At 59.4% G+C, this 15009-nt stretch carries 15 protein-coding genes; 10 read left to right on the top strand and 5 right to left on the bottom strand.

Annotation, left to right across the window (positions count from 1 at the left end):
* The first annotated feature begins 8 nt into the window (after positions 1 to 8).
* The 5 genes from fliN (at position 9) to ACZ5RI_RS13475 (ending at position 6040) form a co-directional block, all read left to right on the top strand.
* Positions 9 to 368: a flagellar motor switch protein FliN gene (gene fliN / locus ACZ5RI_RS13495; RefSeq protein WP_464513722.1), complete on the top strand. Its 360-nt coding sequence runs from the start codon at positions 9 to 11 to the stop codon at positions 366 to 368.
* A gap of 154 nt (positions 369 to 522) precedes the next feature.
* Positions 523 to 1902, top strand: coding sequence for a sigma-54-dependent transcriptional regulator FlbD (flbD, locus tag ACZ5RI_RS13490; protein WP_464513721.1), 1380 nt, complete (start codon positions 523 to 525; stop codon positions 1900 to 1902).
* Between the two features lie 7 nt (positions 1903 to 1909).
* Positions 1910 to 4090 (top strand): flagellar biosynthesis protein FlhA, encoded by a 2181-nt coding sequence (gene flhA, locus ACZ5RI_RS13485; RefSeq protein ID WP_464513720.1) that lies wholly within the window; start codon positions 1910 to 1912, stop codon positions 4088 to 4090.
* A gap of 124 nt (positions 4091 to 4214) precedes the next feature.
* A complete protein-coding gene (locus ACZ5RI_RS13480; protein WP_464513719.1) occupies positions 4215 to 5249 on the top strand; it encodes a flagellar biosynthesis protein FlhF in 1035 nt (344 codons plus the stop codon).
* Positions 5246 to 6040: a nucleotide-binding protein gene (locus tag ACZ5RI_RS13475; protein ID WP_464513718.1), complete on the top strand. Its 795-nt coding sequence runs from the start codon at positions 5246 to 5248 to the stop codon at positions 6038 to 6040. Before ACZ5RI_RS13480 ends, ACZ5RI_RS13475 begins: the two co-directional genes overlap by 4 nt.
* A gap of 134 nt (positions 6041 to 6174) precedes the next feature.
* On the opposite strand, the gene ACZ5RI_RS13470 is transcribed toward ACZ5RI_RS13475, so the two are convergent.
* Positions 6175 to 6615 carry a flagellar FliJ family protein gene (locus tag ACZ5RI_RS13470; RefSeq protein ID WP_464513717.1) on the bottom strand — a complete coding sequence of 147 codons (441 nt, stop codon included), beginning with the start codon at positions 6613 to 6615 and terminating at the stop codon, positions 6175 to 6177.
* Positions 6612 to 7955 carry a flagellar protein export ATPase FliI gene (fliI, locus tag ACZ5RI_RS13465; protein WP_464513716.1) on the bottom strand — a complete coding sequence of 448 codons (1344 nt, stop codon included), beginning with the start codon at positions 7953 to 7955 and terminating at the stop codon, positions 6612 to 6614. The genes ACZ5RI_RS13470 and fliI overlap by 4 nt, the downstream gene beginning before the upstream one ends.
* Positions 7956 to 8264: 309 nt before the next feature.
* On the opposite strand from fliI, the gene ctrA reads away from it, so the two are divergent.
* Positions 8265 to 8969, top strand: coding sequence for a response regulator transcription factor CtrA (gene ctrA, locus ACZ5RI_RS13460; protein WP_464513715.1), 705 nt, complete (start codon positions 8265 to 8267; stop codon positions 8967 to 8969).
* A gap of 61 nt (positions 8970 to 9030) precedes the next feature.
* Here the strand turns inward: ctrA and proC are convergent, their stop codons facing one another.
* The 3 genes from proC to ACZ5RI_RS13445 form a co-directional block, all read right to left on the bottom strand.
* Entirely contained in the window at positions 9031 to 9840 is an 810-nt protein-coding gene (gene proC, locus ACZ5RI_RS13455) for a pyrroline-5-carboxylate reductase (RefSeq protein WP_464513714.1), read from the bottom strand.
* A 55-nt stretch (positions 9841 to 9895) separates the two neighbouring features.
* Positions 9896 to 10399 carry a type III secretion system chaperone family protein gene (locus tag ACZ5RI_RS13450; RefSeq protein ID WP_464513713.1) on the bottom strand — a complete coding sequence of 168 codons (504 nt, stop codon included), beginning with the start codon at positions 10397 to 10399 and terminating at the stop codon, positions 9896 to 9898.
* Between the two features lie 155 nt (positions 10400 to 10554).
* Positions 10555 to 10872: an accessory factor UbiK family protein gene (locus tag ACZ5RI_RS13445; protein ID WP_464513712.1), complete on the bottom strand. Its 318-nt coding sequence runs from the start codon at positions 10870 to 10872 to the stop codon at positions 10555 to 10557.
* A gap of 112 nt (positions 10873 to 10984) precedes the next feature.
* Between ACZ5RI_RS13445 and lgt the strand changes: the two genes are divergently transcribed.
* The 4 genes from lgt (at position 10985) to ACZ5RI_RS13425 (ending at position 14925) form a co-directional block, all read left to right on the top strand.
* Positions 10985 to 11911: a prolipoprotein diacylglyceryl transferase gene (lgt, locus tag ACZ5RI_RS13440; RefSeq protein WP_464513711.1), complete on the top strand. Its 927-nt coding sequence runs from the start codon at positions 10985 to 10987 to the stop codon at positions 11909 to 11911.
* Positions 11908 to 13059 carry a class I SAM-dependent methyltransferase gene (locus ACZ5RI_RS13435; RefSeq protein WP_464513710.1) on the top strand — a complete coding sequence of 384 codons (1152 nt, stop codon included), beginning with the start codon at positions 11908 to 11910 and terminating at the stop codon, positions 13057 to 13059. The genes lgt and ACZ5RI_RS13435 overlap by 4 nt, the downstream gene beginning before the upstream one ends.
* A complete protein-coding gene (gene pgeF / locus ACZ5RI_RS13430) occupies positions 13056 to 13823 on the top strand; it encodes a peptidoglycan editing factor PgeF (RefSeq protein WP_464513709.1) in 768 nt (255 codons plus the stop codon). The genes ACZ5RI_RS13435 and pgeF overlap by 4 nt, the downstream gene beginning before the upstream one ends.
* 166 nt (positions 13824 to 13989) lie before the next feature.
* Positions 13990 to 14925 carry a ribose-phosphate pyrophosphokinase gene (locus ACZ5RI_RS13425; protein ID WP_464515606.1) on the top strand — a complete coding sequence of 312 codons (936 nt, stop codon included), beginning with the start codon at positions 13990 to 13992 and terminating at the stop codon, positions 14923 to 14925.
* Positions 14926 to 15009 lie beyond the last annotated feature (84 nt).

Below are 15009 nucleotides of genomic sequence, written 5' to 3'. Positions count from 1 at the left end.
GATAAGTCATGGCGGGAAATGACGATGTAGATTTGCCGGACCTCTCTCAGGATGCAGAGGGTGCCAGCGGTCAGCCGCTTTTGACCGGTTCATCGATCAAAGACGATGATGTCAAGCGTAGCGCGCAGGATCTGGAAGCGGTGTTTGACGTGCCGGTTACGGTTTCTGCCGTATTGGGCAAGACGGCGATGGAAGTCAGCCACTTGCTGAAGCTGGGCAAGGGCACGGTGGTCGAGCTTGACCGCAAGGTCGGCGAAGCCATCGATATTTACGTCAATGACCGCCTGGTGGCGCGTGGTGAAGTTGTGTTGGTGGAGGAGCGTCTTGGTGTCACAATGACGGAAATCATCAAGTCCGGCCAATCCTAACCGTCGGATCTGGACAGTTCCGGCATCGTTGGTAACGAAATTTGTCATAACGAAGTCAGGGCTTTATCCGTGGTACACTATAGGGTACTGCCGGTCTTACGATCCGCCTTCGAGCCATATCGTGGTTTGAGTGCGGTCGGCACGGGAGAATAAAATGCGCTTACTCATCATTGGCAGCCTGCAGGGCCAGATTGGTGCCGCCTCGAAGATCGCTATGGATCGTGGCGCCAAGGTAACCCATGCCAACGATATCGAGCAGGGGCTGGCTACGCTGCGTAATGGCCAAGGGGCGGATCTGGTTCTGTGCGATATTGGCGAGAATATCGGCCAGCTGGTTCAGGAACTGGCGGCTGAACGCATTTGCACCCCTGTGGTTGCCTGCGGTATCGGCACCGATGCCCGCCGGGCCGTCGAAGCCATCCGGGCTGGCGCCAAAGAATATTTGCCGCTGCCGCCCGATCCTGAGCTGATCGCCGCGGTTCTGGCGGCGGTGGCCGATGAAAACCACCCCCTGATCTATGAAGATGATGCGATGGCCCGCGTTATTGCGCTGGCCGATCAGGTGGCGCCGTCGGATGCCTCGATCCTGCTGACCGGCGAAAGCGGCACTGGTAAGGAAGTGCTTTCGCGTTATGTGCATCGTAAATCGAGCCGCGCCGATAAGCCGTTTATCTCGGTCAACTGTGCGGCCATTCCGGAAAATCTGCTCGAATCCGAATTGTTCGGCCACGAAAAGGGTGCCTTCACCGGTGCCATCGCCCGGCGCATCGGCAAATTTGAAGAAGCCAATGGCGGCACCCTGCTGCTCGACGAAATCAGCGAAATGGACGCCCGCCTGCAGGCCAAACTGCTGCGCGCGATTCAGGAACGCGAGATCGACCGGGTTGGCGGCACCAAACCGGTCCGGGTCGATATCCGCATCATCGCGACATCAAACCGCGATCTGGCTGACGAAGTGCGCAAGGGCACCTTCCGCGAAGACCTGCTTTATCGGCTGAATGTGGTCAATCTCTGTGTGCCGCCGCTTCGCGACCGGCCGCGGGATATTCAGGCCCTTGCCCGCCATTTCGCCCGCAAATATGCCGAGGCCAATGGCGTGCCGTTCCGTCCCATTGCGGCCGAGACCGAAAGGCTGCTGGCCAGTCACCCGTGGAAGGGCAATGTCCGCGAGCTGGAAAACACCATGCATCGTGCGGTGCTGCTGGCCTCGGGCGATACCATCGGTCCCGAAGCCATCCGTCTGCCGGATGGCACGCGGGTCGGCACCGTCATGGCGGCGGGCACTGATTTGCCCCAGCCGGTGCGGGCTGCGGTGGAGACGGCTGCCTCGGTGACCAATTCGCTGGTTGGCCGTACCGTGGCCGAGGTCGAACGTGATCTGATCTTGTCGACGCTGGATCATTGTCTGGGTAATCGCACCCATGCTGCCAATATTCTGGGAATTTCGATCCGCACGCTGCGTAACAAGCTCAGGGAATATGCCGGGGCCGGGCTGGCTGTTCCTCAGCCGAACGACCAAAGATTAGCGGGATAAGTAAGCCATGGCCGAGGCTACCCCCAATCCGACTGAAGCAGCAGCCCCCGTTCAGGGCGCTGCTGGGGTAGCTGCGGCGTCGGTGCCGGCTGGCCCGGGGGCTGTGGTCAGTCTGCTGTCGGGTGCGGGCAGCTTCGTCGATTATCTCAAGCGCAATGATCTGGGGCTGGCCATCGGCATGATGGCCATTCTGGTGGTGCTGATCCTGCCGCTGCCGACCTGGCTGCTGGATATTGCGCTGGCCTTTTCGCTGTCTTTTTCCATCGTCATCATGATGACGGCGGTGTTCGTCAAGCGCCCGCTCGAATTCAGTTCGTTCCCGGCGGTGTTGCTGATCACCACCATGATGCGGTTGTCGCTTAATCTGGCGTCCACCCGGCTGATCCTGGCCAACGGCAACACCGGCACCGAAGCGGCAGGCTATGTCATCGAGGCTTTCGGCAAGCTCATCATGCAGGGCAACTTCGTCATCGGCCTGATCGTGTTTGCGATCCTGGTGGTGGTGAATTTTGTCGTTATCACCAAAGGTTCCGGTCGTATTGCCGAAGTGGCCGCCCGCTTCAATTTGGACGCCATGCCGGGCAAGCAGATGGCCATCGACGCCGATCTGTCCGCCGGTCTGATTGACGAAAAGGTCGCTAAACAGCGGCGTAAAGATCTCGAAGCGGAATCGAATTTCTTCGGTGCCATGGATGGTGCCTCCAAATTCGTCCGTGGCGATGCCATTGCGGGCCTGCTGATTGTCGGCATCAACATCGTCGGCGGCATCATCGTGGCGGTGGTGCAGCATGGTATGAGCTTCGCCGATGCCACGCACACCTTCACCTTGTTGTCGGTGGGGGATGGTCTGGTTAGTCAGATGCCGTCGCTGATTGTGTCGACGGCCGCCGGTCTGATGGTGTCGAAGGCGGGCGTTGAAGGCTCGACCGACAAGGCCCTGATGCGGCAATTGTCGTTCTATCCGCAATCGCTCGGTATGGCCTCGGCGGTGATGGGCATCCTCGCACTGCTTCCCGGTATGCCGACCCTGGTGTTTGCCGGTTTGTCGGCGGCCATCGGTTCGCTGGCGTGGTCGTCCTACAAGCAGAAGGCCGGGGAAGAGCAAAAGGCTACGGTCGATGCCGAAAAGGCCAAGGCCGATGCCGCCCCCAAGGAGGAGCCGATTTCCTCGGCACTGGCCCTCGATCTGTTGCGCATCGAACTGGGCTACGGTTTGTTGCCGCTGATCAACGAGATCAAGGGCCATCGCCTGACCGATCAGGTCAAGGCGCTGCGCCGCCAGATTGCGCAGGATATGGGCTTTGTCATGCCGGCGGTGCGTATTCTCGACAATATGCAGCTGCCGCAAAATATCTATCGCATCTGCATCAAGGAAGTCGAAACCGGCAAGGGCGAACTGTATCCCGGACAGCTTCTGGTGATGGATCCGCGCGGGGCTCCGGTCGATTTGCCCGGCACGCGCACCACCGAACCGGCTTTTGGTCTGCCAGCCACCTGGGTCGGCGAAGCGCTGCGCGAGGAATCGACGTTCCGTGGCTACACCGTGGTTGATCCCGGCACGGTGCTGACGACGCATCTGACCGAAGTCATCAAGGCGAACATGGCGGAACTGTTGTCGTTTGCCGAAACCAAGAAGCTGCTCGACGATATGCCTGCCGATCAGAAAAAACTGGTCGAAGAACTGGTGCCGTCGCAGATCTCGATTTCCGGTATTCAGCGGGTGCTGCAAACCTTGCTCGGCGAACGGGTGTCGATCCGCGATCTGCCTGCCATTCTGGAAGGCATTGCCGAAGCCATCGGTCATACCAAGAACGCGCTGTATATCACCGAACATGTGCGCACGCGGCTGGCCCGTCAGTTGTGCCACGCCAATATATCGCCTGCCGGGTATCTGCCGATTTTGGCACTGTCGCCGGGATGGGAGCAGGCTTTCGCAGAATCCATCGTTGGTCAGGGCGAAGAACGTCAGCTCGCCATGGCTCCAAGCCAGTTACAGCAGTTCATTCAGGCCGTGCGTGATCGCTTTGAGGAGGCGAGCAAGAAAAACGATATTCCGGTACTCTTGACCAGTCCGCAGATTCGCCCCTTTGTACGTTCCATCATCGAACGCTTCCGGCCACAGACGGTGGTGATGAGCCAAAGCGAAATTCACGCGTCTATCCGGTTGCGTACCATGGGGCAGATTTGATGAGATTGGTTTGGTCGTACGCGCGCACTCTTCCAGCGCTTAGTCATGCGTGTTTGCCCGTGTTTGGCACCCGCAGCCGGGATTGGGGGTAATGGTGCAATTGCAAACGTTTCAGGCTCGGGGCATGAAAGACGCGCTCACCGATGTGCGCGAAAAAATGGGTCCTGATGCTGTCATTATCTCCAGTGAAACTGCCGCCGATGGCAGCGTGATCGTGCGCGCTGCGCTTGACGAATCCGATGTGCTCGACGAGATGGCTTTTTCTGATGAAGCTTTGGGTGATATTTGGGAAAACGCACCGCCGGGTGAAGCCGCGCTGACGGTTCCGCCGCCGCAGCCTGAGGCCGAAGTGCGTGTGATCCGCCAGAAGCCGCCAAAGCGGGGCCGCCGCCGTTTCGACCGGGGCGAGTTGCTGTCGATTTTCGCGCACCACCGTTTGCCCGATGGGCTGGCCCATGCGCTGGCAGAAAAAAGCGCCAGTACCGGCATTAATGATATGACGCTGGCTTTGGCTGCGGCCATTGATGCGCGCATGAAGGCGGCACCGATTGACTTTACCGCGGCCCAGGCCTTACTCCTGCTCGGCCTTGGCGGCGTCGGTAAGACCGCGACGGTTGCCAAGCTTGCCGCCCATGCGCAGCTGGCCGGGCGGGCCGTGACCCTGATCGGGGCTGATACGGAAGGTGCGGGCGCCGTGGCGCGTCTGGGCGCTTTTGCAGAGCATCTTAAGGTTGAAATTATGTCGGCAGCAACGCCGGCGCAATTGGATCGGCGCATCCACGAAGCGCTGGGCCGTGGTCATCTGACCATTGTCGATACTGCGGGGTTTGATCCCCGCCAAACAAAAGCGGCTGAGGCAATGAGAACCTTGGCCCAAATCGCCGATGTCGAGGCGATTGGCGTGGTTTCGGCCATGACCGATGGTGAGGAAATCTGTGAGATCGCAGCTGCCTTGGGGCGGATTGGCGTATCGCGTCTGGTAGTGACGCAACTGGATCTGGCCCGCCGTTTTGGCGCGCTGGCCGGGGTAGCAATGTGTGAGGGCCTGCGTTTGGCCCAGACGACGCGTTCGCCCTTTGTTGCAGCCGGGCTTGATGCCTTGACCCCGTTAATTCTGGCGCGGCTGTTGGTCGAAAATGAAGAGGAGAGCGTACAATGAGTTTTAAGGCTCCCCGCCTGACGGCGATCGGTTCCGGCAAAGGCGGAACGGGTAAAACCTTTATTTCGCTCTCTCTTGCCAAATGTTTTGCCCGTCGCGGTGAAAAGGTACTGGTGTGCGATGCCGATCTTGGCCTGTCCAATACCTCGGTGCAGCTTGGGCTGGCCAGCGGCGGCAATCTGCCTGCGCTGTTGTCGGGTCGGCTCAGCTTTGCCGATGCCATTGTTCATGTCCCCGGCAATGTTTCGAGTTTTGATCTGTTGGCGGCGCCAGCCGGTTCAGGCCAGCTTGCCGATGCGGGCGAAAAGGTTGCCGAGCGTTTGGTCAGTACACTGCTCAGTTCGCACGGCTATGACCGCGTGGTGATCGATCTGGGGGCGGGGGTTGGCCCCGGCACCATGGCGATTGCGGCAGGCGTTGATGATACGCTGGCCGTGACCAATCCCGATCCGGCGGCGATCACCGATGCGTATGCCTTTGTCAAACTGATGGCGCGGCGCACCGGTGGGCGGATGCCGTCATTGATTGTCAACCGTGCGTCTAATGCGAACGAAGCCGAACGCACCGCTGAAGCCTTAAAAACCGCGTCCCGCACCTTCCTGCGCACCACGCCGGATTATCTCGGCTTCGTGCCGGACGATCCCAAGGTGGTCGAGGCCGTGCGGCGTCAGAAGTCGCTGATTGAAATCGCCCCGCAAAGCCCGGCGGCGATGGCGGTGGATGCGCTGGCAGAATTGCTGATGCGTTCCCCAACTAAAAAGTCCAGCGAGACCGCGCCGTCATTGCGTTAAATCGCTCGCATCCGCCACGGCTTTGCCGTGGCGGGCGGTCTCATTCGCTTATGCCAGATGCGCGGGGGGCCATCGCCTTGGGTGGGCGTGGGCTCTAAACTATACGCTTTAGCCGCGGTACCGGCCTTTGAGAACTATACGCCGTCGCGGCTGCCGCGGGTGGGATGTTTGCGTAAGTGGCGCACCAGGGCCATTTCGTCGAGCCGGCTTTGCGCCCGGCGATTTTCGGCTTCGGCCATACGTTTTTCCTGCTGCTCATAGGCAAATTGCAGGCTTTTCAGATCCTGATAGGCGTCGGTCAGTTCGTCCTGACAGGCCGTGCGCTCGCGCGAGACTTCCTGCAACGTGTTGTTCAGATTATCCCGGCGCACATCAATGGCGCGCAGGAAGGATGGGAAGGCCAGCCGTCCGATATCACTGTCGCTCGCGCGTTGTTTTTCACGCGTTACGCTTTCTTCTAGATCCGAGAGCTTTTTTTCGACATCGGTTTGCATGGCATTGATGGCCGCCATGCGACGCTGCAATTCGTCGACGCGGAATTTCCGCAAACGGATCAGTGTGTCTTGGCGTTTCATTTCGGCTTACCTTTCCCGACTGGATTGGTACCGAGTATCCTACCCAACGCTTGATACCCATCGGCGAGTGTAATGTGGTCATCCTTGGCCTGGCCAAGGAAGTTTTCCAGCTCGGGATGCAGGCGCACGGCCTCATCAACTTCCGGGTTGGTGCCACTTTTGTACGCCCCTAATCGCACCATCTCGGCCATGTCTTCATAGACAGACATCACAGCGCGCGCGCGGCGGATCATGTCGCGTTCTTCCTTGGTATTGCAGCCCGGCATGGTACGGCTGACAGAACGCAGAATATTGATGGCGGGATAGCGGCCCCGCTCGCCGATGGTGCGGTCCAGCACGATATGCCCGTCCAGAATACCGCGCACCGCATCAGAAACCGGTTCATTGTGATCGTCGCCTTCAACCAGCACGGTGAACAGCCCGGTGATCGAACCTTTGCAGCCGGTCTGGGCGGGGCCAGCCCGCTCCAGCAGGCGGGGCAATTCGGCGAAAACCGTTGGTGTGTAGCCTTTTGAGGCTGGCGGCTCGCCCGCCGACAGGCCGATCTCGCGCTGCGCCATGGCAAAGCGGGTGACCGAATCCATCAGCAGCAGCACATGCAGGCCCTGATCGCGTAAAGCTTCGGCCACACTCATGCCGACATAGGCGGCCTGACGGCGCACCAGCGGCGGCTCGTCCGACGTGGCGGCCACCACCACCGAACGCTTTAAGCCTTCGGGGCCAAGATCATCCTCGATAAATTCTTTCAGCTCGCGGCCGCGTTCACCGACCAGCGCAATGACAATGGCGTCGGCGGTGGTGTTGCGCGCCATCATCGACATCAGGGTCGATTTGCCGATACCTGAACCGGCGAAGATGCCCATACGCTGGCCTTCGCAGCAGGTTACAAAGGTGTTGAGCGCGCGTATGCCCAGATCCAGCTTACCGCCGACCCGGTTGCGGTTGCTCGCCGCCGGCGGCGGGGCCTTGACCGGATAGGCCTTATGGCCGCGGGGCAGGGCGCCAAGCCCGTCCGACGGATTGCCGAATCCGTCCAGCACCCGGCCCATCCAGTCTTGCGTGGGGTAAATCGCGGCGACGCTTTCCTCAAAATCGGCCCGCGCGCCCAGGGGCAGCCCGTCGAGCGCCCCCAGCGGCATGGCCAGCGCCCGGCCATCCCGGAAGCCAACCACTTCGCAGGGAATTTTCTTGCCTTTTCCAGGGGTTATGCAGACCTGGCCACCCATGCTGGTGGCCCCGGACGCCCCGGTGATCTCCAGCAACAAGCCCTCGATTCGGTCGACATGACCGAAACGACGTAAGACCGGTATGGCATTAATTTCTTCGTATAAGTCCAGCATCGATAACCCTGATATCCCCCCGGGCGTTACCCTGATCCAGCCGTTACGGCGCGATCCTGGCCCCCAGTGGAAGGCACATCATGAACAAAAAGCCTTTCCCATGGGTAAACTGTAGGGGTCGAAATAATTGTACTAGGAATAGTTTTTCGTCTTGGTTGTGCTGTTAAGATATGTTTTAATCACTTAATTCTTGCACTGGTTGGCGTTAACTATTTAAGTTTACCTTTGTATCAGTTAGTTGCAAACGCGTGGAGTTTGAAAAAAACAAGGCAAGTGCCGGCTTGCCATCACGGGCAGAGGATACGGAAAATGCGCGTGCTCCTAATCGAAGACGATGACGCCATGGCCCGTAGCATCGAATTGATGCTGCGTTCGGAAGGTTTCAACGTTTACACCACCGACCTTGGGGAAGAAGGGGTCGATCTGGGTAAGCTGTACGATTACGATATCATTGTGCTCGATTTACAGTTGCCGGATATGAGCGGTTTTGAAGTGCTCAAATCCCTGCGCGTAGCCAAAGTGCAGACGCCGGTACTGATTCTGTCGGGTAATGCGATCGTCGAGGCAAAGGTTAAGGCGCTCGGCTTTGGTGCCGACGACTATATGACCAAGCCGTTCCATAAAGACGAACTGGTCGCCCGCATTCAGGCTATTGTGCGCCGTTCCAAGGGGCATTCGCAAAGCGTTATCATCACCGGTAAGCTTACCGTCAATCTTGACGCTAAGACGGTCGAGGTTGATGGCCAGCGCGTGCATCTGACCGGCAAGGAATACCAGATGCTGGAGCTGCTCTCCCTGCGCAAGGGCACGACGCTAACCAAGGAGATGTTCCTAAACCATCTCTATGGCGGCATGGACGAGCCCGAATTGAAGATTATTGATGTCTTTATTTGCAAACTGCGCAAGAAGCTTGCGGCGGCGACCAACGGCGAAAACTATATTGAAACGGTGTGGGGGCGTGGTTATGTGCTGCGCGATCCAACCGAGGGTAGCGATACTGCCGTGGTGGCGTAAAACGCCCCATGCGGATGTAAAGAAAAAGGCCGCATCGCTGCGGCCTTTTGTTTTTTTTACCTTATTGTGCGCCCAGCTCTTTGGAGCGTCTCTGCGCCGCCTTGGTGGTGGCCGCGATCAGCGGCATCAGTCCGCCACGGGCCAGCAGTACATGAATTGCCGCCTCGGTGGTGCCGTGCGGGCTGGTGACATCGTGGCGCAATTGCGCGGCAGGTTTGGTATCGGCGGCCAGCAGCGCCCCCGAACCGGTCACCGTGGCACGGGCCAGCTGCTCCGCCTGCTTTTCGGACAGACCCAGTTTGATGGCGGCGGCGGTGAGCGCTTCGACCAGTGCGAAAACATAGGCCGGGCCCGAGCCGGAAATTGCCGTCACGGCATCGATCAGCCGTTCCTTTTCGACCCAGACGGTCTGGCCCAAGGCTGAAAGCAGCTTTTCCGCCAGCCCGCAGTCTTTCTTTTCGGCGGTTTTGGCGGCGAACAGCCCGGTAATACCCTGGCCAATGGCGCCAGGGGTGTTGGGCATAGCGCGGACAATGTGGGCGTCCCGGCCCCAGGCTTTTTGCAAAAAGCCGGTGTTGATGCCCGCCGCAATCGACAGCATCAGCTGACCGTTAGCCGCAAGCGGGGCCAGTGCCGCTACTTCGGGCTTCAGCACCTGGGGTTTGAGCGCCACGACACAGGCGCGGAATTTGCGTTTGGGCAGGGCATCAATGCCGGGCACAATCGTCAGGCCGAGTTTGGTGAGCTTTTTCAGTGCCGGTGTCGGGTGGGGCTCAACCGCAATCACCGGGCCTTGCCCGCCGTCAAGCCAGCCCTTGGCGAGCGCCCCGCCCATCCGGCCGGCGCCAATCAACACTATCGGAGCTTTCATCTTTCACGTCCTAAATGGGGGGCAAGTGCCCCCCGATTGCCGTGCTCAAGGATGTTTAAGCTTCGCCGGCACACTCCAGAATCGCGGCCGCCACGGCTTCCTCGGCGGTTTTGCCGCCCCAGAGCACATACTGAAAAGCAGGATAATAATGTTCACACGCCTCAAGCGCGAGGTTCAGCAATGTCTCACACTGCGCCACGCTGACATGAGCCTCGGGGAAAATCATCGAATGACGGAAGACAATGCTGCCATCCTCGGGCCACAGGTCGAAATGGCCGATCCATAGCCGTGCGTTGACGTACATCAGGAGCGAGGCAATATCGAACTGATGCGCATCGCCCTTCACCCGCATGTCGAAGGCGCTGGAGATGTGCAAGGACTGCAGCTCGTCGCACCAGGTGATGTTGAAATGATGGTCCGACCAGTGTCCGGCGACCGACAGGCTCATTTCATCATTGCCCATACGTTCGAAAGCCCAGCCATGTTCCTCTACGGCATGCTCCAGCATGTCGAGGGGGTGCTGACGGCTTGTCGTGGCACTTTGATGCAGTACGGTCATCCTCAACTCCAAGTGCGTACCGCCATTTTGGGGGTGACGCTAAAAGATGCTCTTGGCTTTGAACGTGACACAAGATTTTGCGTGGTCAAGAGTTTCAGACCGTACTGCTGTGGGTAGGCTGGGCCTCACCCACAGTTTTCCCCCGACTGTTACCTTTAAGGGCGGTTACGCACAGGGCGAGCCTTGGGATAAGTCTTACGAGGCTTGCGGGCGAGGGTCCTTTGCAGTCGTTTTACGCGCAATTCCAGCCTGGCGATTCTCGATTCTGCCAGTGTGGCATCGCCGCGGGCCCGTACCGCCAGAGCCTTGACCGCCTCGAATTCGTCGCGCGTGACGATATCCAGCTCGCTGGCGATCTTCTCTAGGCGCGATTTGGCGACCAGCTCAAAGTCCTGGCGCAAGCCATCGGCGGCCCCGGCGGCATCGTCGAGCAACCTGGCGAACTGATCGAGAAACGGCATATCTTTCGGCATAGCGGATTCCTTTCGCCGCCACTATAACCAGCAGATGGTAATTGGCGAGGGGCGAATCGTGCCTTGCCAATGACCTTGACATCCACCGCCAAACAGGGCGTGCTTTCATCCGATGCTGGCTACATTTCTCACTTATCCCAATATCGATCCGGTGCTGGTCCAGCTGGGCCCACTCGCCATTCGTTGGTATGCACTGTCTTATATCTGCGGTCTGTTACTGGGCTGGTGGATCATCCTTCGGATGTTGCGTCAGGCCAGCTTGTGGCGCGGTGGCCCGTTCGGTGGCGCCGCCCCGGCAACCGCCGATGATATCGGTGATCTGTTCGTCTGGGTCACGTTGGGTGTCATTATCGGCGGGCGGCTCGGTTTTGACCTGTTCTATGGCATTATCTTCTGCGGTTTGAATTCCGGGCGCGATTGCGGCAACCTGCCGTGGGGCTATCTCGAAAATCCCTTGCGACTGGTGGCCGAATGGCATGATGGCGTGCCCCAGCTGCGCGGCATGTCCTTCCATGGCGGTTTGATCGGCGTCATCACGGCGCTGGTGTTGTTCTGCCGCAAGCGCAAACTCAATCTCTATAAGGTGGGCGATCTGGTCGCCACGGTCACGCCGCTGGCGCTGTTCTTTGGTCGCATCGCCAATTTCATCAATGGCGAGCTGTGGGGCAAGGTGACGGATTCCCCGATTGCTATGGTGTTCTGCAATGACACCATCCGTAACACCTATGGCGGCATCTGCCCGGCTGGCGAGCTGCCGCGCTATCCCAGTCAGCTGATCGAAGCCACCACCGAAGGGTTGCTGCTGTTTATCCTGCTGCAAATCTGCATCCGGGTGTTCCGTCTGCATGAACGCCCCGGCCTGATTACGGCCATCTTCCTGTTTGGCTATGGTCTGGCGCGGATTTTCTCAGAATTTTTCCGGGATTCGGAATCGATGATCTCGGGCTGGTTTAGTATGGGCATGGCGCTCAGCCTGTTGATGTGGGCGATCAGCGCGTACTTCTTATGGTACGCATTGGTAAGGCGGGGAAAACAATGAATGCCTTAGCGCAACGCTTGGTTGATCTTATCAAGGCCCAGGGGCCGATTTCGATTGCCGAATTTATGGCGGCAAGCCTGTACGACCCTAAGGATGGCGCCTATGCCTCGCGCAATCCGATCGGGGCGGGGGGCGACTATGTCACCTCGCCGGAAGTCAGCCAGACCTTTGGCGAGATGTGCGGGCTGTGGCTGGTGCAAAGCTGGCATAATCAGGGCCGCCCGGCCAAACCGCTGCTGGTCGAGCTGGGGCCGGGGCAGGGCACCTTAAGCCGCGATCTCATCCGCACGGTGCATTCGGCGGCGCGCAAGGGCTTTGCCGATGCCGAGCTGGTGCTGGTGGAAAACAGCCCGGTGCTGCAGGAGCGCCAGAAGGCGGTGCTCAAAGATGCGCCGATCAAGGTCCGCTGGGTCAAAAACTTTACCGAGATCGAACTTGACCGTCCACTGTTTCTCTATGCCAACGAGTTTTTCGACTGCCTGCCCATCCATCAGTACATCAAGACCGAACAAGGCTGGGGCGAGAAGATGGTCGTGGTGCGGGACGAGACGCTGTCATTGGCCCTCAAGGCTATTCCGGAGACGATCTTGCCCCCCGAAGCCGCCGTAGCCAATGTGGGTGATGTGATCGAAACCTGCCCCGCCACCACCGCGATTGCAGAAGATATTGGTCGGGCGATTGCGCAACATGGCGGTGTCGGCCTGATTTTCGATTATGGTTACGACGAATGTACCTTCCGGGAAACCCTGCAGGCGGTGCAGCGCCATAAATATGCCGATGTGCTGGCCGCGCCGGGGTCTTGCGATCTGTCGGCCCATGTCGATTTTTCGGCGCTGGCGGCAGCCTTCAAAGCGGGCGGCGTTAACACCTACGGTCCGATGGAGCAGGGCGATTTCCTGGCCGAAATCGGTATAGAGGTCCGGGCGCGTCAGCTCATCATGGCCAATCCCAATCAGGCCAAATCGATTGTCGCCGGGGTGCGTCGGCTGATTGATCCGAAAGAAATGGGCAGCCTGTTCAAGGTGCTGGCGATTTCGCCGGTGGGGCAGAAAGAACCGCCGGGCTTTGCCAATGACGATGCGCCTGCCATGGGCGACACGCTGCCGGATACGGATGAGGCCGAGATTGATATGGAAGACGGCGTATGAGTAGCGATGTGTTGCGTTTGCAGTCGGCTAAGCTGGCCGGGACCGGGGTTGCCCACGGCTTCTTCGGCCGTACCGGTGGGGTGTCGACGGGGCTGTATGCCTCGCTCAACGGTGCGCCCGCGTCCAAGGATGATCCGGCGGCCATTCGCGAAAACCGCGCCCGTGTATCGGCGCTGTTTGGTGGGGCCCCTCTGGTCACGCTGCAGCAGTATCACAGCGCCGTCACGGTGACGGTAACCGAGCCCTGGTCGATCGAAGACAGCCCCAAGGGGGATGCACTGGTGACCAATCAGCCTGGCGTGCTGATCGGGCTGAACACTGCCGATTGCGCCCCGGTGCTGTTGGCCGATCCGGTGCGCAAAATCGTCGGTGCTGCCCATGCGGGCTGGAAAGGCACCGTCGGCGGGGTCTGCGAATCGGTCATTGCCGCGATGGAAGCGCTGGGGGCCAGCCGCGCCAATATCCGTGCCGCTATCGGCCCCTGTATCAGCCAGCCCAGTTATGAGGTTGGTCCCGATTTCCGCGCCGAGTTTCCCGCCGCGGCCAGCGCGTTTTTCAAGCCTGCGCTGCGGGCGGGATATTTCTTCTTTGACCTGGAATCTTATGTCGCCGACCGGCTGACCCAGGCCGGAATTGGTGCCATCGACGCGCTGGGGGCCTGCACCCTGGCCAATCCGGACAAATTTTTCAGTTTCAGGCGCGCCACGTTGGCGGGCGAGACCGATTATGGCCGTGAATTGTCTGTCATAATGTTGGTGTCGTAGTTTTTTGTTCAACCTCGGGTAGGAAAAACGAATTAATTCAGCCGATGCGCCGATATGGCGTTTGCTCGGCTGGTGCCTGCTTGCTAAAAGCCCGTCGCCGAAATGTCACAACCGCAGGGGTAAGCTAAGAGACATGGTCGAAACCATAACGTCTGGCACATCTGGCATGAAACTGATTGCAGGCAATTCCAACCGGGCTCTCGCCGAGGCAATTGGGCAGCATCTCAAGATGCCCCTGACCAAGGCTATCGTGCGCCGCTTTGCGGATATGGAAATCTTCGTCGAGATTCAGGAAAACGTGCGTGGCGAAGATATCTTCGTCATTCAGTCGACCAGCTTCCCGGCCAACGACAATCTGATGGAACTGCTGATTATCGTCGATGCCCTGCGGCGCGCCAGCGCCCGGCGCATCACGGCGGTGATCCCGTATTTCGGCTATGCCCGCCAGGACCGCAAGGTTGGTCCGCGCACGCCGATCTCGGCCAAACTGGTGGCCAACCTGATTACCGAAGCCGGTGCCAGCCGTGTGCTGACGGTTGACCTGCATGCCGGTCAGATCCAGGGCTTCTTCGATATTCCCACCGACAATCTTTATGCCCAGCCGGTGATCGTCAAAGACATTCAGGATTCTCTGGGCAGCGGCGATAACATCACCGTGGTGTCGCCGGATGTTGGCGGCGTGGTGCGTGCCCGGGGCTTGGCCAAGCGGCTGGGCGGGGCCTTGGCCATCGTCGACAAGCGCCGCGAACGGGCCGGTGTGTCGGAAGTGATGAACATCATTGGCGATGTGAAGGGCCGTAGCTGCATTCTGGTCGACGATATCGTCGATTCCGCTGGCACCATCTGCAACGCGGCGGAAGCCTTGATGAATGCCGGGGCCAAGGATGTCTGCGCCTATGCCTCGCACGGCGTGCTGTCGGGCGGTGCGGTGGCCCGCATTGAAGCCTCGGCACTGAAGTCGATGGTGGTCACGGATTCGATCGGCGTGACCGAAGAAGTGCAGCGCTCGCCGAGCATCCGCCGGATTTCGATTGCCCCGCTGTTGGGCGAAGCCATCCGTCGCATCAACAATGAAGAAAGCGTCTCCTGCCTCTTCAGTTAGTTTCCTCTGCTTTAGGGTATTGGTGAAAACGGCGTCTGGGCCCACTGGTCCGGCGCCGTTTTCCTTGTATAGTGGTCGGGCACG

The organism is Micropepsis pineolensis (genome assembly GCF_055392125.1).
Note: the sequence above shows the minus strand (reverse complement) of the source record. Positions and strands in the feature narration are given on the sequence as shown.